20 protein-coding genes are annotated in these 19,985 nt (G+C 68.6%); 12 read left to right on the top strand and 8 right to left on the bottom strand.

The genetic code is table 11. From position 1 onward, the window contains the following. Positions 1 to 109: 109 nt before the first annotated feature. Positions 110 to 1,015 (bottom strand): NAD(P)-dependent oxidoreductase, encoded by a 906-nt coding sequence (locus AC06G6_RS01640; protein WP_479825736.1) that lies wholly within the window; start codon positions 1,013 to 1,015, stop codon positions 110 to 112. 19 nt (positions 1,016 to 1,034) lie between these two features. Then, positions 1,035 to 2,558, bottom strand: coding sequence for a four-carbon acid sugar kinase family protein (locus AC06G6_RS01635; protein WP_479825734.1), 1,524 nt, complete (start codon positions 2,556 to 2,558; stop codon positions 1,035 to 1,037). 146 nt (positions 2,559 to 2,704) lie between these two features. Between AC06G6_RS01635 and AC06G6_RS01630 the strand changes: the two genes are divergently transcribed. Beyond that, a complete protein-coding gene (locus AC06G6_RS01630) occupies positions 2,705 to 3,415 on the top strand; it encodes a FadR/GntR family transcriptional regulator (protein WP_479825732.1) in 711 nt (236 codons plus the stop codon). A 114-nt stretch (positions 3,416 to 3,529) separates the two neighbouring features. Here AC06G6_RS01630 and AC06G6_RS01625 read toward each other — a convergent pair whose 3' ends face one another. Then, positions 3,530 to 3,787 (bottom strand): metal-sensitive transcriptional regulator, encoded by a 258-nt coding sequence (locus AC06G6_RS01625; RefSeq protein WP_018774886.1) that lies wholly within the window; start codon positions 3,785 to 3,787, stop codon positions 3,530 to 3,532. 281 nt (positions 3,788 to 4,068) lie between these two features. On the opposite strand from AC06G6_RS01625, the gene AC06G6_RS01620 reads away from it, so the two are divergent. The 5 genes from AC06G6_RS01620 to AC06G6_RS01600 all read left to right on the top strand — a co-directional run bounded on the left by AC06G6_RS01620 (position 4,069) and on the right by AC06G6_RS01600 (position 7,187). Further along, positions 4,069 to 4,812, top strand: a complete 744-nt coding sequence (locus tag AC06G6_RS01620; protein ID WP_479828816.1) for an SGNH/GDSL hydrolase family protein — start codon at positions 4,069 to 4,071, stop codon at positions 4,810 to 4,812. 96 nt (positions 4,813 to 4,908) lie between these two features. Beyond that, a complete protein-coding gene (locus AC06G6_RS01615) occupies positions 4,909 to 5,118 on the top strand; it encodes a dodecin (RefSeq protein WP_479825729.1) in 210 nt (69 codons plus the stop codon). Between the two features lie 18 nt (positions 5,119 to 5,136). Further along, positions 5,137 to 6,108, top strand: coding sequence for an aldo/keto reductase (locus AC06G6_RS01610; protein WP_479825727.1), 972 nt, complete (start codon positions 5,137 to 5,139; stop codon positions 6,106 to 6,108). Positions 6,109 to 6,296: 188 nt separating this feature from the next. Beyond that, positions 6,297 to 6,560 carry a GlsB/YeaQ/YmgE family stress response membrane protein gene (locus AC06G6_RS01605; protein WP_307457956.1) on the top strand — a complete coding sequence of 88 codons (264 nt, stop codon included), beginning with the start codon at positions 6,297 to 6,299 and terminating at the stop codon, positions 6,558 to 6,560. Positions 6,561 to 6,653: 93 nt separating this feature from the next. Next, positions 6,654 to 7,187, top strand: coding sequence for a hypothetical protein (locus AC06G6_RS01600; protein ID WP_479825725.1), 534 nt, complete (start codon positions 6,654 to 6,656; stop codon positions 7,185 to 7,187). Here the strand turns inward: AC06G6_RS01600 and AC06G6_RS01595 are convergent, their stop codons facing one another. Then, entirely contained in the window at positions 7,188 to 8,021 is an 834-nt protein-coding gene (locus tag AC06G6_RS01595; protein WP_479825723.1) for a putative protein N(5)-glutamine methyltransferase, read from the bottom strand. A 59-nt stretch (positions 8,022 to 8,080) separates the two neighbouring features. On the opposite strand from AC06G6_RS01595, the gene AC06G6_RS01590 reads away from it, so the two are divergent. Both AC06G6_RS01590 and AC06G6_RS01585 read left to right on the top strand, forming a co-directional pair. After that, on the top strand, positions 8,081 to 9,187 hold the full coding sequence (locus AC06G6_RS01590) for a lactonase family protein (RefSeq protein ID WP_479825721.1): 1,107 nt from the start codon (positions 8,081 to 8,083) through the stop codon (positions 9,185 to 9,187). A 394-nt stretch (positions 9,188 to 9,581) separates the two neighbouring features. Beyond that, the gene (locus tag AC06G6_RS01585) at positions 9,582 to 12,599 is read left to right on the top strand and encodes an alpha-amylase family glycosyl hydrolase (RefSeq protein WP_479828815.1); all 3,018 of its coding nucleotides are present in this window, start codon (positions 9,582 to 9,584) and stop codon (positions 12,597 to 12,599) included. Between the two features lie 287 nt (positions 12,600 to 12,886). On the opposite strand, the gene AC06G6_RS01580 is transcribed toward AC06G6_RS01585, so the two are convergent. Beyond that, positions 12,887 to 13,906, bottom strand: a complete 1,020-nt coding sequence (locus AC06G6_RS01580) for a PHP domain-containing protein (protein WP_479825719.1) — start codon at positions 13,904 to 13,906, stop codon at positions 12,887 to 12,889. A 180-nt stretch (positions 13,907 to 14,086) separates the two neighbouring features. On the opposite strand from AC06G6_RS01580, the gene AC06G6_RS01575 reads away from it, so the two are divergent. Further along, positions 14,087 to 14,467 (top strand): hypothetical protein, encoded by a 381-nt coding sequence (locus AC06G6_RS01575; RefSeq protein WP_479825717.1) that lies wholly within the window; start codon positions 14,087 to 14,089, stop codon positions 14,465 to 14,467. Next, positions 14,431 to 15,258, top strand: coding sequence for a GGDEF domain-containing protein (locus AC06G6_RS01570; RefSeq protein ID WP_479825715.1), 828 nt, complete (start codon positions 14,431 to 14,433; stop codon positions 15,256 to 15,258). The genes AC06G6_RS01575 and AC06G6_RS01570 overlap by 37 nt, the downstream gene beginning before the upstream one ends. Positions 15,259 to 15,282: 24 nt before the next feature. Here AC06G6_RS01570 and AC06G6_RS01565 read toward each other — a convergent pair whose 3' ends face one another. Further along, entirely contained in the window at positions 15,283 to 15,534 is a 252-nt protein-coding gene (locus AC06G6_RS01565) for a hypothetical protein (protein ID WP_479825713.1), read from the bottom strand. A gap of 57 nt (positions 15,535 to 15,591) precedes the next feature. Beyond that, positions 15,592 to 16,101 carry a MarR family winged helix-turn-helix transcriptional regulator gene (locus tag AC06G6_RS01560; RefSeq protein ID WP_479825711.1) on the bottom strand — a complete coding sequence of 170 codons (510 nt, stop codon included), beginning with the start codon at positions 16,099 to 16,101 and terminating at the stop codon, positions 15,592 to 15,594. 150 nt (positions 16,102 to 16,251) lie between these two features. Here AC06G6_RS01560 and AC06G6_RS01555 point away from each other — a divergent pair, with 150 nt between their 5' ends. Then, positions 16,252 to 17,664, top strand: a complete 1,413-nt coding sequence (locus AC06G6_RS01555; protein WP_479825707.1) for an MFS transporter — start codon at positions 16,252 to 16,254, stop codon at positions 17,662 to 17,664. Positions 17,665 to 17,712: 48 nt separating this feature from the next. Here the strand turns inward: AC06G6_RS01555 and AC06G6_RS01550 are convergent, their stop codons facing one another. Continuing rightward, complete coding sequence (locus AC06G6_RS01550) at positions 17,713 to 18,420, bottom strand: FadR/GntR family transcriptional regulator (RefSeq protein WP_479825705.1); 708 nt, start codon at positions 18,418 to 18,420, stop codon at positions 17,713 to 17,715. Between the two features lie 123 nt (positions 18,421 to 18,543). Here AC06G6_RS01550 and AC06G6_RS01545 point away from each other — a divergent pair, with 123 nt between their 5' ends. Next, positions 18,544 to 19,956: an SLC13 family permease gene (locus AC06G6_RS01545; protein ID WP_479825703.1), complete on the top strand. Its 1,413-nt coding sequence runs from the start codon at positions 18,544 to 18,546 to the stop codon at positions 19,954 to 19,956. The last annotated feature ends 29 nt before the right edge of the window (positions 19,957 to 19,985 follow it).

The raw sequence follows: 19,985 nt of genomic DNA, 5'->3' as shown, positions 1-19,985 counted from the left end.
CTCCTTTGACGGACCGGTCCCGGGAAGGGCCGGAGGGTTGGTACGACGACGGCGGAAAGGGGGGATCCGCCGTCGTCGGGCTTGGCGAATCTGGGGGTGCGGTGGCCTGTTAGGCGGTGCGCTTGGTGGGTGCGAGGACCTTGATGACGGCGGAATCGTCGGCGGCGGCGAGGCCCTGGGCCTGGCCGAGGAGGTAGAGCTGCTCGGCGGCGGCGGCCACCGGCGCGGCGAGGCCGGCGGCTCGGGTGGCCTTGCCGACGATGCCCATGTCCTTGACGAAGATATCCAGTCGGCTGAGGACCTCCGCGCCGTTTTCCGTGTAGGCCTCGAGGATGCGGGGGCCGCGGTTGGAGAGCATGAAGGACCCGGCGGCGCCGGCTTCCAGGGCCGCGAGGGTCTTGGCCTGGTCCAGACCGAGGGCGTCCGCGAGGGCCATGGCCTCGGCTGCCGCGGCGATGTGGATCCCGCAGAGCAGCTGGTTGACGGTCTTGAGTGCCTGTCCGTCGCCGGGCTTGTCCCCCACGACGGTCAGGGTGGAGGCCAGCAGTTCCAGGACCGGGCGGGCCGCTTCCAGCGCCTGCGGTTCGGCGCCGACGACGATCAGCAGGTCTCCCTCGCCGGCGCGCTTCGGTCCGCCGGAGAGCGGTGCGTCCACGAGGGCGACGCCGAATTCCGCGAGCCGGGCAACGGTGGCGGGAATCGCTTCGGTGCCCACGGTGCTGCCGAGGATCACGACGGCGCCCGGCAACAGCGCCGAGGCGACGCCGTTCTCGCCGAAGAGGACGTCGTCCAGCTGCTCGCCGTTGCGCACGGCCAGCAGCAGCGCGTCGGCGCCCTCGGCCGCTTCACGGGCGGTGGCGAACGTTCGCACGCCGGCGGCCTCGGCGAGCGCCAGGCGGGGCTCGGCGATGTCGAAGCCGTGGACGGTCAGCTGGGTTGCCAGCCGGGTGGCCATGGGCAGTCCCATGGCGCCCAGGCCGAGGACGGTGACTTTGTAGTTCATGGTTTTCTCCATTGAAATGTGGTTGGGAGGGTCAGAAGGTGTTGCTGAGCTTGCGGGTGACCTGGGCCAGGGACTCGTCATCGCCCACGTTGCCGGCGAAAACGATGTACGGGATGCCCTTCGCGGGCCCGTCCACCGGCTCCCACAGGCTGACGATGCCCGGCAGCATGGGGCCGCGGACGATCGCGTGGCGGATTTCCAGGCCGTGGGCGGCCACGTCCGAGGAGGTGATGCCTCCCTTGGCGATGACGAAGCGCGGCGGGAACGTCTTCAGGGTCCGGTTCACCACCGCGACGACGGCGGCGGACACGGTGCGGGCAATCCGGAGGCTCTCGGCGGCGTCGTCGGCCTTGATGAGCAGCCGGCTGGTGTGGAGGATGACGTCGTCGCTGTGCAGGAACTCCACGACGTCCCGGACGATGTCGCCCAGGTAGCCCTCGGAGTCTCCGCCGAGCAGCTTTTCGACGTCGATCTCCACGATGCGCGCGGCGCTGTGCTGTTCGACGAGGGCCTTGAGCTGGCGGGTCGTGACACCGACGTGCGAGCCCACCACGATGAGGCCGCCGGCATCGGAGGGCGTGTTGCCGGCGTAGGCCTCCTCGCCGCTGAGTTCGGTGCGGATTTCCTGGCCGATGCGGCCCCGGACGAACGGCGGGCCCACGCGGTAGAGCAGCTTCTTGCCGCGGCGTTCGGCTTCCTCGAGGCCCAGGGCGAGTGCCCGGAAATCGTTTTCGGTCACGATGTCGGCCACGATCGGGGTGGAGTCCGTGGCGGAGTCGATGGCGTCCGCGATGGCCCTCGCGGAGATCTGGGGGTCGCCGTCGCGGCCCGCGGCGCGGATCACGTCCAGGGTCAGCACGATCACCGAGTCTGCCGGGAAGCGGCCCTGGGACTTCTCTTCGACGTACTTGGCCAGTTCCGAGTTCGCGAAGCCGAAGCTGGCGTCCCGGGCGAATTCGGTGTCGGCCACCGGGATGAGCTTGCCGGCGTCGTCGCCGGTGCCGCGCATGTAGTGCACGCCGCCGATCGTCACGCGGCCCGCGTCGGGAAACGCCGGGACGATCACGACGCCGTCCGTCGGCTCGCCGCTGACGGCGGCGATGGTTGCCGCGATCGTGTCCGGCTCCAGCGGGTAGTGGCCGCGGAGGGTGGAGTCGCTGCGGCTCACGAACCCAAGGCGCAGCTTCGAACCGGCACCGTCGGTTTCGAGGGCGGCGGCCGCGAGGGCGTTCCGGACCACCTCTTCGTTGCGGGCGGCAGCCTCGGCGGGGTCCAGGCTCCGCGTGTTGGTCAGGACATAGACGGCGTCCTGGCGGCGGCCGTTGATGCGGTGGTTGAAGGCCCAGGTGAAGTCGGCGACTTCCCAGCGGGTGAGGACCGGCAGGTCCGCGACGGATTGTGTGCCGGTCGGGTCGTCGTCGAGCACCACCAGGATGCGGGGGGACGGCACCGACGAGGCTGCGAGGGCGTCGGCGACGGTCCGGGCCGGGATCCTGACCTCCGCCGGGAAGGCGGCCAGCACTTCGGCTTCGAAAAGCTCTGATTCAAAAGGCACGTGCACTCCATTGTGGTGAACTCAGCTGCGGAAGGGATTTGTAAGATGTCTGACATCTAACATTTGAATGCTAGTGTGGCACACGGCACAAAGACGCGCAAGTAGACTGGTCCATCAGGCAGGTCGGAGACAGCGAATGGGGAAAATTGGCTAGGAAATCGCTGGTCGGCGTCGTGGCGGACGAACTGCTGGACCGGATCATTGCCGGCGAGTTCCCGCCCGGGGCATCCGTCCCCGGCGAGCTGGAGCTGAGCGCCCGCCATGAGGTGAGCCGCATGACGGTCCGCGAGGCGATGAAGACCCTGGAGGCCCAGCAGATCCTCAGCGTCGAGCGCGGCCGCGGGACCTTCGTGAACCCGCTGAGCCGCTGGGCCTCGCTGGAGGCCGTCCTCCGGGCAGCCTCAGAGGGGAAGAACGACGCGGCGGCCGCCGTTCAGTTGATTGAGCTGCGCCGGATGCTGGAGTCGGGCGCCTGCGAGCTCGCCGCGGGCCGGATCAGCGACGCGGACCTCAAGACCCTCTACGGGGAGCTGGAATCGATGCGCGAGGCGCACGAGAAGCACGATGTCGCCGCGTTCGTGGCGGCGGACCTTGCCTTCCACGACCTCATCCTGCGCGCCTCGGAGAATGTTTTTGTGGCCGTGCTGTTCGCGCCGCTGCACCGGGTGCTGGAAAAGCGGCGGACCGAGACCTCCAAGGTGCGCGAAATCCAAGCGCACGCGATCGGCCATCACCGGAAGATCGCGGATGCGCTGGCGACGCGGGATCCGCACCAGGCCCGGGACGCCATGGACGCGCACATGCAGCAGACGCTGGACGACCTCAAGACCTACGTCCTGGCGGAGCGTCCGGCCTGACCATCCGGCCGGACTCCGGCCTGGTAGGCCGGCGGAACGCGCGGCCGGCACGCAGAAGGCGCAGCCGAGCAGCAGTCAGCCGTGCGCGGGCGGTCAACCGTGCGCGGGCGGGGCTCAGGCGAGCGAGAGGAAGAGCTTCTCGAGTTCGGCCCGGTCCAGGCTGGGGTCCTCCTGCTGCATGCACTGCTGCAGGCCGGTGGCAATGATCGAGAATCCGGCCTTGTCCAGCGCGCTGGACACCGCGGCCAGCTGGGTGACAACGCTCTTGCAGTCACGACCTTCCTCAATCATCCGCGTGACGGCGGCAAGCTGCCCCTGGGCACGGCGAAGTCGGTTGATGACGGGCTTCATGTCGGTGGGATCGAGTTCCATCTGTTCCTCCAGGATCAACGGGGCTACATTCCATGATATACCCCCCTGCGTATCAGTGATGCCCCGCAGGGTATGATCTCCCTCGCTCTGCTAGGGACCTAAGTACCTAGTGAAGCCCGCAATTTCGGCGTATTTCTGGGAGTGTGAACGCCGCCGGTTTCCTGGATTCCGGCGCCGGCCAGGCCGGCGCCGGCGGCCCCGCCCCGCGACGGGGCCCGGACCGGAATGCGGGCGCTGGCACCGGGTCCTGGAACGCGGGGCTGTGGAGCCGCTATGTCGCGATGGGAGATTCCTTCACCTCGGGCATCGGGGACCCGGAGCCCCTGAGCCCCGGCGGCATGAGGGGCTGGGCGGACCGGATCGCCGAGGAACTCAGCGAGGGAAGGCCTGATTTCCGGTACGCGAACCTCGCCGTCAGCGGACTGCTCCTGCGCGAGATCCTGGACCGGCAGCTCGGACCCGCGATTGCGCTGCAGCCGGACCTGGTCACGCTGTCGGCCGGCGGCAACGACATTGTCTTCCGCCGCAGCGATCCCGACCGGCTCGCTGCCACCCTCGACGCCGCGGTGGGCAAGCTCAGCGCCACCGGCGCCACCATCGTGCTATTCACCGGCCCCGACTGGGGCGACACGCCGCTGCTGGGACACAACCGCGGCAGGGTCGCCGTCTACAACGAGAACATCCGGACCATCGCCATGCGCCATCACGGGGTGATCGCCGATCTCTGGGCCCTGCGGCAGCTCTCGGACCCGCGGATGTGGGACCCGGACCGCCTGCACTTCTCCCCGATGGGGCACCACACCATCGCGGCGATGGTGCTGGAATCCCTGAGCGTCCCGCACAGCCTGAGTCCGCTGGAGCCCAAGCCCATGCCGGCCGGAAGCTGGCGCGAAAGCAAGGCCGGAGACCTCGCCTGGTTCACCAACTACCTGCTTCCCTGGATGGTCAAGCGGGTCCGGAAGCGCGCCGACGCCCCGCCGATGGCGCCCAAGCGTCCCGAGCCGGGGCCGGTCTCCGGATCCTGAGGCATGGCCTCCGGCCCCTAGTCCCGCTGCGATCTGTCGGCTAATCTGCAGGAACGGCCCACCGCCGGGTATCGATGGCGATCACGAGGAGCGAAGTTGTCTAATCACACTTACAGCATTTCTGAAATTGTCGGAACGTCGAACGAGGGTGTTGACGCCGCCGTCCGCAACGGCATCGCCGAGGCGGCCAAGACCCTGCGGCACCTCGACTGGTTCGAAGTCAAGGAAATCCGCGGCCACCTCGAAAACGGCGCGATCGCCGACTGGCAGGTAACCATCAAGCTCGGGTTCCGGCTGGAGCGCTAAGCCGCGAAGGACCACCGCGTGCAGTACACGCAGCTCGGCCGCTCCGGCCTGAAAGTCTCCCGGCTCTGCCTGGGAACCATGAACTTCGGACCGCAGACCGAGGAATCCGATGCCCGCTCCATCATGGACTCAGCGCTGGAGTCGGGCATCAATTTCTTCGACACCGCGAACGTCTACGGCGGCGCCGGCCACCGGGGCCGCACCGAGGAAATCCTGGGCCGCTGGTTCGCCACGGGCGGCGAGCGCCGGGAGCGGACCGTGCTGGCCACCAAGCTCTATGGCACCATGACGGACCGGCCCAACGAGTCCAGGCTCTCGGCACTGAGCATCCGCCGTGCCCTGGACGCGAGCCTGAAAAGGCTGCAGACGGACTACATCGACCTCTACCAGTTCCACCACGTGGACCGGCTGACTCCGTGGGATGAAATCTGGCAGGCGATCGACGTCGCGGTTCAGCAGGGCAAGATCCTGTATTCGGGCAGCAGCAACTTCGCCGGCTGGCATATCGCCCAGGCGCAGGAGGCTGCCGTACGCCGGCACAGCTACGGGCTCGTCAGCGAACAGTCCATCTACAACCTGCTGACCCGCAACGCGGAACTGGAGGTCATCCCGGCCGCACAGCACTACGGGCTGGGGCTGATCCCCTGGTCACCCCTGCAGGGTGGCCTGCTGGGCGGGGTGCTGAAGAAAGGGCACGACGGCGCGCGCCGCACCGAGGGCCGGTCCCTCGCGACCCTCGAGAAACACCGCGAACAGATCCGCCAGTTCGAGGATTTCGCCGGCGAGCTGGCCCGGGAACCGGGGGACGTCGCGCTGGCCTGGCTGCTGCACCAGCCCGCCGTGACCGCACCGATTGTGGGTCCCCGCACCCGGGAGCAACTGGAGTCGGCCCTCCGCGCCCTGGACCTGGTCCTCGATGCCGGGGCGCTCCAGCGGCTGGACGGCATCTTCCCGGGGTACCGGACCGCACCGGAGGATTATGCGTGGTGATTTGTCCGCCGGGCGCGCATTCCACCTGCCCCGACTCGTCCGGGAGGCCCACAATGAGTCGCCCCGCCCAAAGTATCCGGTCCCGGAGTGGCTCTTTTATGCTAAGCATGATTAGTATTAGGGCAGAAGGATGAAGCGCACTCGGCAACCCGGGTGTCTCCTCAATGAAAGAAGAAGGAACAACAAAAATGGGTTTTTTTGCATTTCTGATTCTGGGCCTTATCGCCGGAGCAATCGCTAAGGCAATCCTCCCGGGCAAGCAGGGCGGTGGCATTTTCATCACCTTGCTCCTCGGCGTCGTCGGCGCCATCCTGGGCGGCTGGATTGGCGGACTGCTGTTCGGCACTGGCATCAACGAGTTCTTCTCGCTGTCGACCTGGCTCCTGGCCATCGGCGGTGCGATCATCGTCCTGCTCGTTTACGGCATGATCACCAAGCGCTCAGCCCGCTAAAGCTGACGCGACCGAAGCCGGTCCCGGGATTCTTCCCGGGGCCGGTTTTTTGGCACACGGCCTCACCACGATTTAATAGACCACCATATTTTTTTGAGCAGCACCGAGGAGCAGGAGTACAGCATGAAAGGCAAAGTTCTTTTTGGAGCCGGAATCGCCGCAGGCTACATTCTTGGATCACGGTCCGGGCGGGAAGCCTACGAAAAGCTCAAGGCCCGCGCGGCGGCCCTTTGGGAAAGCGAGCCGGTCCAGGAAAAGGTGACCGCGGCGACTGCAGCAGTGAAGGAAAAAGCCCCCGAGGTCTCTGAACAGCTCGGCGAGGCTGCCCGGCGCGCCGGGACAGTCATCGGTTCAGCCGTCCGCCGTGACCAGACCCCCACGGAGACACAGGGCGGCGGTAAGCCGGACGGCGACGCCGCAGTCGGCGGCTTCCCCGCGCACAGCACGCATCCGGAGACCGTGAACCTGGGGACCTCGTCCGCGTCCGCTCCTTCTGCCGCTTCAGCCGCCGCCGACGTCGAGTCCGACCCGGCGCTGAGCGACCAGCACGGGCAGGACTGGTCCGACGAAGGAGGCGCCACCCCGGCCGGAGCCGCGACCAACGTCGATCCCGACAAGATCTCCTAGCTAGGCCGGGTCCGCCGGCCCGGCGGTTGCACCACTCGCGGCTGTTCCGATCACCACCGTGGCGTCCAGCGCTCCGGAGCTGGACACCCGCGCAGCGAGTCCGTTGCGGATGAAGAGCTCGACCGTCCGCGACGCCTGCCGCCGGCTCGTCTCGACCAGCAGGTGGCCGCCCGGCGCCAGCCATTGAAGCGCCGCGGCGGCCACCCGCTGCTGGACCTGCAGCCCGTCTGTGCCGCCGTCGAGGGAAACCCGCGGCTCGTGCAGGCGGGCTTCCTGCGGAAGGGTGCCGATTTCCGCGGTGGGAACGTACGGGGCGTTGACCGCCAGGACGTCGATGCGCCCGCGCAGCCGCGCCGGGAGAGGCTCGTAAAGGTCCCCTTCGTGCACCGCACCGCCGAGCGGAACGATGTTGCGGACCGCGCAGCGCACCGCGGCGGTGTCGATGTCCGCGGCGTGGAGTTCCAGCGGGCCGGCCAGCGCGGCCAGCGCGGCACCAACCGCCCCCGAGCCGCAGCACAGGTCGACGACGACGGGCGCGCGCCGCGGACGGCCGGTTCCGGCCAGGAGCCGCGCGGCCTGCTGGACCAGAAACCCGGTGCGGCGGCGGGGCACAAAGACCCCCGCGTCCACTTCGACCCGCAGCCCGCAGAACTCCACCCAGCCGAGGATGTGCTCAAGCGGCAGTCCGGAAACCCGCCGCTCCACGAGGGCATCAAGCTCGTCCGGTGTCGCGGCGGCGGCGCCCAGCAGCCGGGCTTCGTCCTCGGCGAACACGCAGCCGGCCGCCCGCAGCCGCGTGATGACCGAAGGCCGGGGCGCAGGACAACCTCTCATGCGCCCCCGTCCGCTGATGATGCCGGAATCCCATGCTATCGAAGTGGCAGGATGGCACCATGGCCACCCCACGAACCGCCGACGCGTCCTCCCTTCACGTCCCGCCGGGCGCCGTCCCCGCGCATGAGCTGCTCTGGACCGGCTGCTACACCGCGGATGGCGGCGGCCGCGGGACCGGAATCGGGGCGCTGCGGGCCGGCGCTGACGGGACGCTGCGCCGGCTGGGGGTCGCCGCTGCGGCGCACTCGCCGTCGTTCCTCGCCGTACACCCCGCCCTTGACGTGGTCTATGCCGTGGGCGAGGCGGCCCGGACCGTCACGGCGTACCGCCGGTCCGGCGACTTCGGCCTGGAACCCGCCGGCCCTCACTGGCCGGCCGGAGACGCCGCCTGCCATGTCGCCGTCGACCCGCAGGGCCGCTTCCTCGTGGTGGCCTGCTGGGGCGACGGCCAGGTCCTGCTGTACGAGCTGGACGACGACGGCGGCATCTCGGCACGGTTCGCGGCGGCCGCCTCGACGCCGGCCGGACGGCCCAGCCGCGCCCACGCCAGCCTGATGCTCGACGACGGCCGGGTGATGACCACCGACCTCGGGCACGACCTCCTGCGGGTCTGGAACTACGTGCCCGGCCAGGGGCTGCGGCTGGACCACGAACTGGCCCTTCCCCGGGACAGCGGCCCGCGGCATCTGGTCCAGCATCCCGGCGGCAGCGTGCTGGTGGTGACGGAGTATTCGGTTGAGGTCGCCGTGGTGCAGCGGTCCGCCGGGTCCGGGACGTTCAGCCTGGCCGGAGTGGTCCCGGCGACCGCGGCGGGTGCCCTTGCCGGTGACTCCGCCGCCGAGATTGCCCTCGCCGCCGACGGGAGGCACGCCTACGTCGGGGTCCGCGGCTCCAACCGGATCGGCGTGCTGGCGGTGGACGCGGGCGGCGGCATCGTCGGGCCCGTGGCCGATATTCCCAGCGGCGGCGACTGGCCGCGGCATCATCTGGTCCGCAACGGCTGGCTGCACGTGGCGCACGAACGCTCCGGGGACGTGGTGACGTACCGGCTGGATCCGGAGACCGGGCTCCCCGGCGAAGCCGTGGGCCGGGTCGACCTGGCTTCGCCCACGGCGCTGGTCCCCGCACGGGACATGCCCAGTCCCCGCACCGAACGCCGGGCATAAGGGCACTCTGTCCAGCCCTCCCCGCACCCGGAGGACATGTCCCCCCTGGGCGCGCCCGGACGGGCCCGCGCAGCAACGCCGGCCGCGGGACATGCCCAGTCCCCGCGCCGCACACCGGACATAGGGGCACCATGTCCGCTCGTCCCCGCACCCGGAGGGCATGTCCCGCGGTCCAGGCCCGAAAAATTTCTGACCATTCGCTGGAATAACCTCCATGCAAGCGCTTACAGTTGTGACTTGGCTCTCAGGAGTCTCTCTCCGTATCGCCCTTCGCAGAGGCAACGCCGCTTACCGGAAGGTCTCCATCGTGTTCATCCGCAGTACCAGCACGGGCACAACGCCCGCGCCCAGCCACCGGGCGTGGCATACCGTATTCCTCCGCAGCGGGGCCGTCATGACGGCGGCGCTCGTGACCGCGGCAGCCGCCGTCGTCGCCCCGATACCGGCAGCCCAGGCCGCGCCGGACCCTGACGGCGCTTCGGGCATCCACTCACTGCGCGGCCCGGTGACGGACGAGCGCTTCTATTTCGTGATGGCGGACCGCTTCAACAACGGCAGCACCGCCAACGACGACGGCGGCCTCGGCCCGGACCCGATGGTCTCCGGCTTCGACCCGACCAGCAAGGGCTTCTACAACGGCGGGGACCTCAAAGGCCTGCGGGAGAAGATCGACTACATCCAGGGCCTCGGAACCACGTCGATCTGGCTGACCCCGAGTTTCAAGAACAAGGCGGTCCAGCCGGAGGACAAGTCGGCCGGCTACCACGGCTACTGGATCACCGACTTCACCCAGATCGATCCGCACCTTGGCACCAACGAGGAGCTGAAGGCGCTCATCGACGAGGCCCACTCCCGCGGTATGAAGGTCTATTTCGACATCATCACCAACCACACCGCGGACGTCATCGGCTACATGGATGACGGCGAGGCCAAGGACCGCGCCGCCTACGTCTCCAAGGACGCCGACCCCTACCTGACCGCCGCCGGAGTCCCCTTCGACGACCGCGACTACGCCGGCACGGACGACTTCCCGGCCCTGGACGAGGCGACGTCCTTCCCTTACGAGCCGGTACTGGCGCCCGGGGAAGAGACACTCAAGGTCCCGGAATGGCTCAACGACCCGACGCTCTATCACAACCGCGGCGACACCACCTTTGAAGGCGAGAACTCCTTCTACGGGGACTTCTTCGGCCTCGATGACCTGTTCACCGAGCACCCGACCGTGGTCGACGGCATGAGCGAGATCTACAAGGACTGGATCCGGGATTTCGGTGTGGACGGCTTCCGGATCGACACGATGAAGCACGTCAACGACGAGTTCTGGCAGAAGTTCGGCCCGGAAGTCCTCGACTACGCCAGGGCCCACGGCAAGGACGAGTTCTTTATGTTCGGCGAGGTCTTCGACACGTCCAAGAGCTTCACCTCGCAGTTCACGACCCGCAACAAGATGCAGGCCGTGCTGGATTTCCCGTTCCAGGACGCCGCCCGCAACTTCGCCTCCCGGGGCCAGGCCGCGGGGGGCCTGGAGACTTTCTTCGCCGGGGACGACTGGTACACCGACGCGGACTCCAACGTCTACCAGCTGCCCACCTTCCTCGGGAACCACGACATGGGCCGGATCGGCAGCTTCATCACCGCGGACAACCCCCAGGCGGACGACGCCGAACGCGTCGCCCGTGACCGGCTCGCCCATGAGCTGATGTACTTCTCCCGCGGCAACCCCGTCATCTACTACGGCGACGAACAGGGATTCACCGGCCCGGGCGGGGACCAGGATGCGCGCCAGACGCTCTTCGCGAGCCGGGTTGCGGACTATCTCGACGACGATCTGCTCGGCACCGACGCCACCCACGCGGCGAACAACTTCGACCCGGCCCATCCCCTGTATGCCGGCATCAGCGCCCTCGCCGCGCTGACGGCGGAGCACCCGGCACTGCGGAACGGCGCCCACCAAAACCGCTACGCCTCCGACAAGTCCGGCATTTACGCCTTCTCCAGGATCGACGCCCGGGACCAGCGCGAGTACGTGGTGTCGGTCAACAACAGCGAACAGCCCCAGACAGCCGCCGTGCCGACCTATGTCGGCAAGCGGACGTTCAGCCGGATCTACGGGGATGCCGCAGCGGAATCCAGGACCGACGCGGGCGGCAACCTCACCGTGACGGTGCCGCCGCTCTCCGCCGTCGTATACGAATCCTCCGGCCGCATCCCGCGCTCCAAAGCAGCCCCCGCCGTCGCCCTCCAGGACCCGGCACCGGCCGCCGGGGACAACGGCCGCCTGCGGATTGGAGCCGACGTCGGCGGCAGTTCGTTCTACGAGGTGACGTTCCAGGCACGCACCGCCGGCGGCGCCTGGGCGTCCATCGGCACCGATGACACCGCCCCGTACCAGGTCTTCCACGACGTCGCCGGACTGAACGCCGGAACCGCCCTGGAGTACCGGGCGGTGGTGCTCGACAACGGCGGACACACTTCCGTGAGCCAGTCCCGCACGGGTGCCGTCCCCGCCCCGGTCCTGAGCCTGGTGTCCCCCAAAGAGGGCAGCAGCGTCCAGGGCAAGGTGGAGGTCAGTGCGGTCGCCGGCCCGGAAAAGGCAGACTACGTCGTCCGCTTCGAGCGCAGCATCAGCGGCGGCGAATGGTCGAACATCGGTGAGGACAGCACGTCCCCCGCCTACACCGTCGTCGACGATCTGGGCGCACTCGCCGTGCCGGACGGCACCCAGCTCCGCTACCGGGCGCTGATGAGCGTCCCGGGCGCAGACGAGGTGGTCAGCGAGACCCGCACGGTCGTGGCCGGGGAGCTTCCGCAGCCGGCTTCGGTCACCGTCGCCGGCAGCCTGAACTCGGAAATGGACTGCCCGGGTGACTGGCTGCCCGACTGTGAGAGCGCGTTCATGACCCTGGATCCGGCAGACAGGATCTGGCGGCTGACCGCGGACCTGCCCGCCGGCAGCTACGAGTTCAAAGCCGCCCTCAACGGATCGTGGACCGAGAACTACGGTGCCGGCGGAGCGCTGAACGGCAACAACATCACGCTGAACCATCCCGGCGGCCCGGTCACCTTCCGCTATGACAACAGCACGCACCTGCTCAGCGCCGGCTACGCCTCCCAGCAGCCGGGGGCTGTGGCGGCAGCGGGCGACATGAACTCGGAACTCGGCTGCACGGGTGACTGGATGCCGGACTGTGACCTGGCGCAGCTGACGCTGGATCCCAGGGACCTGGTCTGGAAGCTGACCACCACCCTTCCGGCCGGCAGCTACGGGTTCAAGGCGGCCCTCAACCGCTCGTGGACGGAGAACTACGGCGCCGGAGGCGCGCCCGGCGGCGGGAACGTCAACATCACGCACGACGGCGGGCAGATCACCTTCCGCTATGACCACGCCAGCCGCATCATCCGCGCCGACTAGGTCGCGGCCGCCGAGGCCGGGACGCACCCTCGGTGCGTTCCGGCCGTTTGCGGTTAAGGCTCGCGGCCAGGGGTGGACTGGGTCCGCGCCGCGGGACATGCCCAGTCCCCGCGCCGCACACTGGACATAGGGGCACCATGTCCACCCCTCCCCGAACACGGAGGGCATGTCCCCCGCGCGCATCCGGACGGGCCGCGGGACATGCCCAGTCCGCGCGCCGCACGCTGGACATAAGGGCACCATGTCCACCCCTCCCCGAACACGGAGGGCATGTCCCCCGGATGAGGTCAGCGCTTCGCCGCCCATGCCAGCAGGCGCTCCAGGGGCCAGCTGGTGATGATCCGCTCCGCCGGCACGCCGTTGCGTTCCGCGCGCTCGGCGCCGTACTGCAGGAAATCGAGCTGTCCCGGGGCGTGGGCGTCGCTGTCGATGCTGAACAGGCAGTCGGCGTCGAGCGCGACCTCGATGAGGGCGCCCGGCGGGTCCTGGCGTTCGGGCCGGGCGTTGATTTCGACGGCGACGTTGTGCTCCGCGCAGGCGGCGAAGACCTCGCGGGCGTCGAACTCCGACGCCGGACGGGTTCCGCGTCCGCCCTGGATGAGCCGGCCCGTGCAGTGGCCCAGCACGTTCATGTGCGGGTCCGCGATCGCGCCGAGCATCCGCCGGGTCATGGTGCGTTTGTCCGCGCGAAGCTTCGAGTGCACGCTCGCGACCACGATATCCAGCCGGTCCAGCATCTCCGGTGTCTGGTCCAGGCTGCCGTCCTCAAGGATGTCGGCCTCAATGCCCCGCAGGAGCCGGAACCCGCCGTCGGTGCGGTCATTGATCTCCGCGACGGCGCCGAGCTGCTCGGCCAGCCGCTCGGCGCTCAGCCCGTTGGCGATCTTGAGGTTGGGCGAGTGGTCGGTCAGTGCGAGGTACTCGCGGCCCAGCAGCCTGGCCGCGTCCACCATGGCCTGGATCGGAGATCCGCCGTCGGACCAGTCGCTGTGGCTGTGCAGGTCGCCGCGCAGCGAGGCCAGCAGCTCGTGTCCTCCCGGCACCAGCGGCCTGGCTCCCCGGTTTCGCAGTCCGTCCAGGTACTCCGGGACGCCGCCGTCGAGCGCCTCCCTGATGACCTGGTACGTGCGGTCGCCGATCCCCTTGGTCCTCCTGAGCCGGCCGTCCGCGGCCCGGGCCGCCAGTTCCTCCGGCCCCAGGCCGGCGATGATTCCGGCGGCCTTGCGGAACGCCTGGATCTTGAAGGTCGGGGCGAGCTCGCGTTCGAGCCAGAAGGCAATCTCGTTGAGGGCGTCGACGGCATCCATGGGACCATCTTGCACCCCGGGCGCCCGCTGGGGGACCCCGGCGCCGCCCCGATGTCGCGCCGCTGCGGGCGGCGGGGGCGGCGTTCTGAGAGACTTGTCCCGGCCGGGGCCTGATCCGGCGGGGAACTACGCCGTCGGTCCACGGGGAGGGCCGCTCCGGCAGCAGGGAATCTTCAAGTTATGGTGCTTCTCGACCGGTCAACGCTCATGGTGGTCTTCGCTGTGATGACGCTGACGATGCTGGTCCTTTTCTACTTCGACACCTACCGCCAGAGCCGGGCTCCCTTTGCCGGCTGGTGGTGCGGTGCTGTCGCCTCGTTCTTCCTGGCCGCCGCGTTCTACTTCATGGGCGAGGCCCGGGACGTGACCTGGGCTACCAGCGTGGGCAACGGTGTGATGGTGCTGGGCTCCGGCTGCGTCTGGGCCGGGACCCGCTCGCTGGCCGGCGGCGGGTCCGGCCCTGGCTGCTGGGGGTCCCGGCCACGGCCGCCTACGCCATCGACGCCGCCGTCCGCTACTCAGACATGGCGCGGTTCGGCAGCATTGCCCTCCTGGCACTGATGGGGGCCGCGATCGGCCTCGCGTCCGTGGAGCTGTGGCGTGAGCGCGCGGATTCCTGGCACCTGGTCCGGTCCCTCGCCGTCGCAACGGCTGTCTGCGCCGGGTATTACCTGAGCCGGATGGTGGGACTGGCGGTGCTGGGTCCGGAGGATCCGCTGTTCCAGGTGCTGTTCGGCACCGGGGTAACGCTGCTGATGGCCATGGTCCTGCTGGTGGTTGTCTCGTCCAGCATCACCTCGCTGAACTACGCCCGCCGGACCGAGGACCTGCGGGAGCTGGCCTACCGTGACGGGCTGACCGGGCTGCTGAACCGCGGGGAGTTCATGCACCAGGCCCAGCGCAGGCTCCGGGCCAACTTCGCGGCCGGCGTCGACACCGTGATTGTGATGGCGGACCTGGACCGCTTCAAAGCCATCAATGACCGATTCGGGCATGACGCGGGCGACGGCGTCATCCGGGCTTTCGCCGACGCCTGCCGTTCCGCCGTGCGGGACGCGGACCTGGTGGGCCGCTACGGCGGGGAGGAATTCGCGCTGCTGCTCGACGGCGTCGACGCCGACGAGGGCGTCCGGATCGCGGGCCGGATCAATGCCTCCCTGGCCGAACACCCGTCCCTGCCCGCCGGCGTGGACAGGCCGACGGCGAGCTTCGGCGTCGTGGGCACTCGTGACCGGACGGCGGGGCTGCAGCGCCTCCTCCGGGAAGCCGACCGGGCCCTGTACGACGCCAAGGCCGAAGGGCGCAACCGGGCGGTGGTCGGGTTCAGCGGTGCGGGGACCCCGGCCAGCTGAGCTGTCCGGCCGCGGAAGTCGGGGTCACCGGCTGAGCCCGGACAGGATCCCGGACGGGCGGATGATTCCGTCCAGCTGAAAGCCGCAGCCGCAGCGCCAGAGCGGCGGCAGCTCGGCCGCGGCATCCGCCGGCGCGAAGGAGTACACGGACATACTGGCCGACGCAGGCGTCTTCCACTCCATTGGCATCCCGCAGTGCACCGGCGCGGCCAGGGACTGCAGGGAAGGCACGGAGGCGGGGGCCAGTTCAGTCACGGCGCCGCCGGAAAAGCACATATCAGACATAGTTAGTAAGCATACATATAACTAGTCAGGCTAGCGAGTTTTCAGGCGCTAGCCCGTGGCGTGGTGCGGGGGCTCCGCGACGGCTGCACTCATCCGCCGCAGGAAACTGACCACGGTCCGCGCCTCCTCCGCGCTCAGCTCCTCCGCGACGGCCATCATCCGGCGGTGCATGTCCCCCAGCGTGGCCCGCACCTCCGCATCCGTGGCCGCCGTCGGAACGATCACCAGCGAGCGCCGGTCCGTGGGGTGGGGCTCGCGCCGGACATGCCCGCTGCCGACGAGGCGGTCGATCAGGGAGGTGGTGGAGGCTGTGGTGATGCCCAGGACGCGGCTGAGGTCCTTCGGCCCCACCCGCTCGCCCCCGGCCTGGGCGCGGAGCAGGTACCTCAGCGCCAGCAGGTCCGTCTCGCCCATCCCCATGGAATCCCGCGTGGAGCGCCGCCGGGCGACCTCCGCGTTGCGGTATTCGCGAAGCGCCTGCAGGACGGCGCCGGGCGGGTCGAGCCTGTCGTCGGGTCCGTACCAGTACCCGGAACCGGAGGGGCTGTGCGCGTTCATCCGGCAATCCTAGCGGAACTGATAACTAGTCCATCGTGTGTTCTCCGTCTGGCCGGGCGGCGAATGAACCCCGGGACCGGACCCGATCCGCGGCCTCTTCATGCCGCGACCCCATGTCCGCTCCGGTCAGTTCTCAGTAAACTGGGACGCATGACCGAGCAGGACCCGGCCCTGCCCAGGGTCGATTCCATCGACACGTCCCTGCGGAGTCCGGCGCAGCGGTTCCGCACCTTCGCCGGGATCCTGGTGAACACCGCCTTGGCCAACATCACGACCAGCTACCTGTGGTTCGCCCTGACGTTCTGGGTGTACCTGCAGACGCGCAATGTGATCGCCACAGGCGTTATCGGCGGCGCGTACATGCTGCTGATCGCCGTTTCCAGCATCAGCTTCGGCACGTTCGTGGACCGCTACCGCAAGCTGGCGGTGATGCGCTTCGCCGCCGGCTTCACCCTGGTGATGTTCGTGTTGTCCGGGGTTATGTTCCTGCTGACACCCCCCGCCGCACTGCTGGACCTGACACAGCCGTGGTTCTGGGTCTTCACCCTGATCATCCTGGTCGGCGCGGTGGTGGAAAACATGCGCAACATCGCTCTCTCCACCACGGTCACCATCCTTATCGAACCGGACCGGCGCGCGAACGCCAACGGGCTGGTGGGCATGGTGCAGGGACTGATGTTCATCGTCACCTCGGTGCTCTCGGGGCTGTCGGTCGGGCTGCTGGGGATGGGCTGGACGATCGCCGTGGCCATCGTGCTCACGGCGCTGGCGTTCGCGCACCTGCTCACGCTGCGCATGCCCGAGGAGGTGCGCGCGGCCGCCACGGACGCGCACGGCGGCTTCGACCTGCGCGGCTCCCTCGCAGCCGTCATGGCCATTTCCGGACTGTTCGCACTGATCCTCTTCTCCACGTTCAACAACTTCATCGGCGGCGTCTACCTGGCGCTGATGGACCCCTACGGTCTGGAGCTGTTCCCCGTGGAGCTGTGGGGAACCTACTTCGCGCTCGGCGCCACCGGGTTCATCGTGGGCGGCGCGCTGATCGGCAAGTTCGGACTCGGGTCCAACCCGCTGCGCACCATGCTCCTGGCGGTGATCATGATGGGGGTCCTCGGCGCGGTGTTCACAGTGCGGGAGTGGGGATGGCTGTACATCGCCGGGATCTGGCTGTATCTGGTCCTGGTGCCCTTCGTGGAGGCCGCCGAGCAGACGATCATCCAGCTGGTGGTGCCTCTGCAGCGGCAGGGCCGGGTGTTCGGGTTCGCCATGGCCTTCGAGTCCGCGGCAGCGCCGATCACCGCGTTCCTCGTCGCGCCGATCGCCCAGATCTGGATCATTCCGTACGCGCGGTCCGCCGAGGGCGCCGCCCAGCTGGCCCCGCTGCTGGGCGAGGGGACCTCCCGCGGCATCGCCCTGGTGTTCCTGATCGCCGGGATCATCATGATCGCCGCCGCGCTGCTGGCCTTCCTGACCCCTGTGTACCGCCGGGTCTCGGCGACGTATGCCGAGACGGCAGCAGCGGCGTCGGAGACGGCGAACACCGCCTCCTCGTCCCCCAGCTGAGCCTGTGCGACGGCCGCGGCCGTAGCAGCGAGCAGCACCGTGCCGGATTCAGCCGTTCTTCAAAAGGGCGACGTCGGAAACCAGATCGATGTGCTCCAGCATTGCCGCAGCGGCAGCCGCGGAATCCTGGGCGCGGATCGCGTCGGCGATCTTGCGGTGCGAGGCCAGCGACTGCTCCGGACGGCCTGGCTGCCCGAGTGATTCGAGGCGCGTCTCCAGGATCATGCCCGCAATGAAGCTCATCAGCTGGGCCAGCACGGCCGAGTGCGCCGCGGCGGTCACGGCCTGGTGAAAGAGCTCGTCGCCCCGCGCACCCTTGGCGCCGGAGGCCACCTCTTCCGCCATCGCATCGAGCGCCTGGTCGATGGCCTTCATGTCGTCCTTGCTCCGCCTCGCGGCGGCAAGCTCGGCAAGCTTCACCTCGAGCGTGCTCCGGGCCTCAACGATCTCCGGCAGCCGGCTTCGGTGCTCACGCAGGCCCTTGATCACAGACGGAACATTCGGACGGTACACCAGCACCGCGCCCGTGCCGTGCTGGACGTCGATCACGCCGAGCACTTCCAGTGCCACGAGGGCCTGGGCCAGCGTTGCCCGCGAAACGCCGAGCCGCTCGGCCAGTTCACGCTCAGGGGGCAGGGTATCGCCGGGACCCATCTGCGCAGCCTCGATGTAGTCCATGATCTGTTCCACCAGCTGCTCATAGAGCCGCGGGCGCGAAACCCTGGAAATTTGGTGCGGTGCTGGCATCTTCGCCATGGGCTTCCTTTCGGCAAGGGCTTGACTCCTAGACTACCGGAGAACTATTGACAAGGACACCTAGTGTCTAGGAGGCTAGGCCAGTGATCCACTTCACAACGACTTCTATCCGGAGGAACAAAGATGTCCGCTCCCGTCCTGTCCATCATCATCCTGGCGGTGATGTTCCTCCTGGCCACGGTGCTCCCCCTCAACATGGGCGCCCTCGCCTTCGTGGGGGCCTTCCTGCTCGGTTCGGTCGTCCTCGGGATGTCCACCAACGACATCCTCGCCAACTTCCCCGGCGGCCTGTTCCTCACCATCGTCGGCGTGACATACCTGTTCGCGATTGCCCAGAACAACGGCACGATTGACCTGTTGGTCCGCGGCGCGGTGCGGATGGTGGGCAGCAGGGTGGCCCTCATCCCGTGGGTCATGTTCGCCATCACCGCGGTGATAACCGCGGTCGGCGCACTTTCCCCCGCCGCCGTCGCCATCATCGCGCCCATCGCACTGAGCTTCGCCGCCAAGCACAAAATTAACCCGCTCATGATGGGCATGATGGTGATCCACGGCGCGCAGGCAGGCGGGTTCTCCCCCATCGCCGTCTACGGCGTCACCGTCAACGGCATCATCGCCAAGACCGAGCTGGACGCCAACCCGATGGCGATCTTCCTGGCCAGCTTTATCTTCAACCTCGCCATAGCCCTCGTTCTGTTCATCGTCCTTGGCGGAAACAAACTGCTGTCCAGCACCGGCGGCCGCCTCGTGGAGCAGGCCGCTGAAAAGCGCATGTCCGTCAGCATCGGTGCCCGCGTGGCCGGCGTCACGCTGCAGGGCTCCGGATCGGACATTTCCGCGACCAGCGTTTCGTCGAGGGGCACCTCGGGCGGCTCCGGGGAGATATCGGCAACCGGCTCCTCCCCGGCTGCACCACAGGCAGCCGACGGTTCCCGCGCTTCCGTCCCGCAGCTGGTCACCATTTTGGGGCTGATCGCCCTGGCCGTCATCTCCCTCGGTTTCAAAGTGGACGTCGGCTTCGTCTCCATCACCATCGCCATCATCCTGGCCCTCGTTTCCCCGGCGGCCCAGAAGGGTGCCGTCAATAAGATCAGCTGGTCCACGGTGCTGCTGATCTGCGGCATGCTCACCTTCGTGGGCGTCCTGGAAGAAGCCGGCACCATCAAGTTCGTGTCCGACGGCGTGGCCCAACTGGGCATGCCGCTGTTGGCGGCCCTGCTGATCTGCTACGTCGGAGCCGTGGTGTCCGCCTTCGCGTCCTCCACCGCCATCCTTGCGGCCCTGATCCCGCTGGCCGTGCCGTTCCTGGCCACCGGCGATATCGGCGCCGTCGGGGTCATCGCCGCCCTGGCCGTGGCCTCCACGATCGTCGATGTGTCCCCGTTCTCCACCAACGGCGCCCTGGTGCTCGCCAACGCCCCCGAAGACGTGGACAAGGAGAAGTTCTACAAGCAGATTCTGGCTTACAGCGGGATCGTCGTCGCTGTCGGACCCGCCATCGCCTGGCTGGTCATGGTGGTGCCGGGCTGGATGTAGCCGACCCTTCAGCCCGCCCTGCCCCGCAC

Source organism: Arthrobacter sp. CJL-S3, from assembly GCF_056711635.1.
This window is presented reverse-complemented; position numbering and strand designations above follow the sequence as displayed.

Coding starts and splice junctions, on each gene's coding strand:
- AC06G6_RS01570 (WP_479825715.1), top strand. CDS start 14,431: ATGGCGCGGTTCGGCAGCATTGCCCTCCTGGCACTGATGGGGGCCGCG.
- AC06G6_RS01565 (WP_479825713.1), bottom strand. CDS start 15,534: ATGTGCTTTTCCGGCGGCGCCGTGACTGAACTGGCCCCCGCCTCCGTG.
- AC06G6_RS01550 (WP_479825705.1), bottom strand. CDS start 18,420: ATGGCGAAGATGCCAGCACCGCACCAAATTTCCAGGGTTTCGCGCCCG.
- AC06G6_RS01620 (WP_479828816.1), top strand. CDS start 4,069: ATGGGAGATTCCTTCACCTCGGGCATCGGGGACCCGGAGCCCCTGAGC.
- AC06G6_RS01595 (WP_479825723.1), bottom strand. CDS start 8,021: ATGAGAGGTTGTCCTGCGCCCCGGCCTTCGGTCATCACGCGGCTGCGG.
- AC06G6_RS01625 (WP_018774886.1), bottom strand. CDS start 3,787: ATGGAACTCGATCCCACCGACATGAAGCCCGTCATCAACCGACTTCGC.
- AC06G6_RS01585 (WP_479828815.1), top strand. CDS start 9,582: ATGACGGCGGCGCTCGTGACCGCGGCAGCCGCCGTCGTCGCCCCGATA.
- AC06G6_RS01575 (WP_479825717.1), top strand. CDS start 14,087: ATGGTGCTTCTCGACCGGTCAACGCTCATGGTGGTCTTCGCTGTGATG.
- AC06G6_RS01560 (WP_479825711.1), bottom strand. CDS start 16,101: ATGAACGCGCACAGCCCCTCCGGTTCCGGGTACTGGTACGGACCCGAC.
- AC06G6_RS01580 (WP_479825719.1), bottom strand. CDS start 13,906: ATGGATGCCGTCGACGCCCTCAACGAGATTGCCTTCTGGCTCGAACGC.
- AC06G6_RS01590 (WP_479825721.1), top strand. CDS start 8,081: ATGGCCACCCCACGAACCGCCGACGCGTCCTCCCTTCACGTCCCGCCG.
- AC06G6_RS01545 (WP_479825703.1), top strand. CDS start 18,544: ATGTCCGCTCCCGTCCTGTCCATCATCATCCTGGCGGTGATGTTCCTC.
- AC06G6_RS01555 (WP_479825707.1), top strand. CDS start 16,252: ATGACCGAGCAGGACCCGGCCCTGCCCAGGGTCGATTCCATCGACACG.
- AC06G6_RS01605 (WP_307457956.1), top strand. CDS start 6,297: ATGGGTTTTTTTGCATTTCTGATTCTGGGCCTTATCGCCGGAGCAATC.
- AC06G6_RS01640 (WP_479825736.1), bottom strand. CDS start 1,015: ATGGAGAAAACCATGAACTACAAAGTCACCGTCCTCGGCCTGGGCGCC.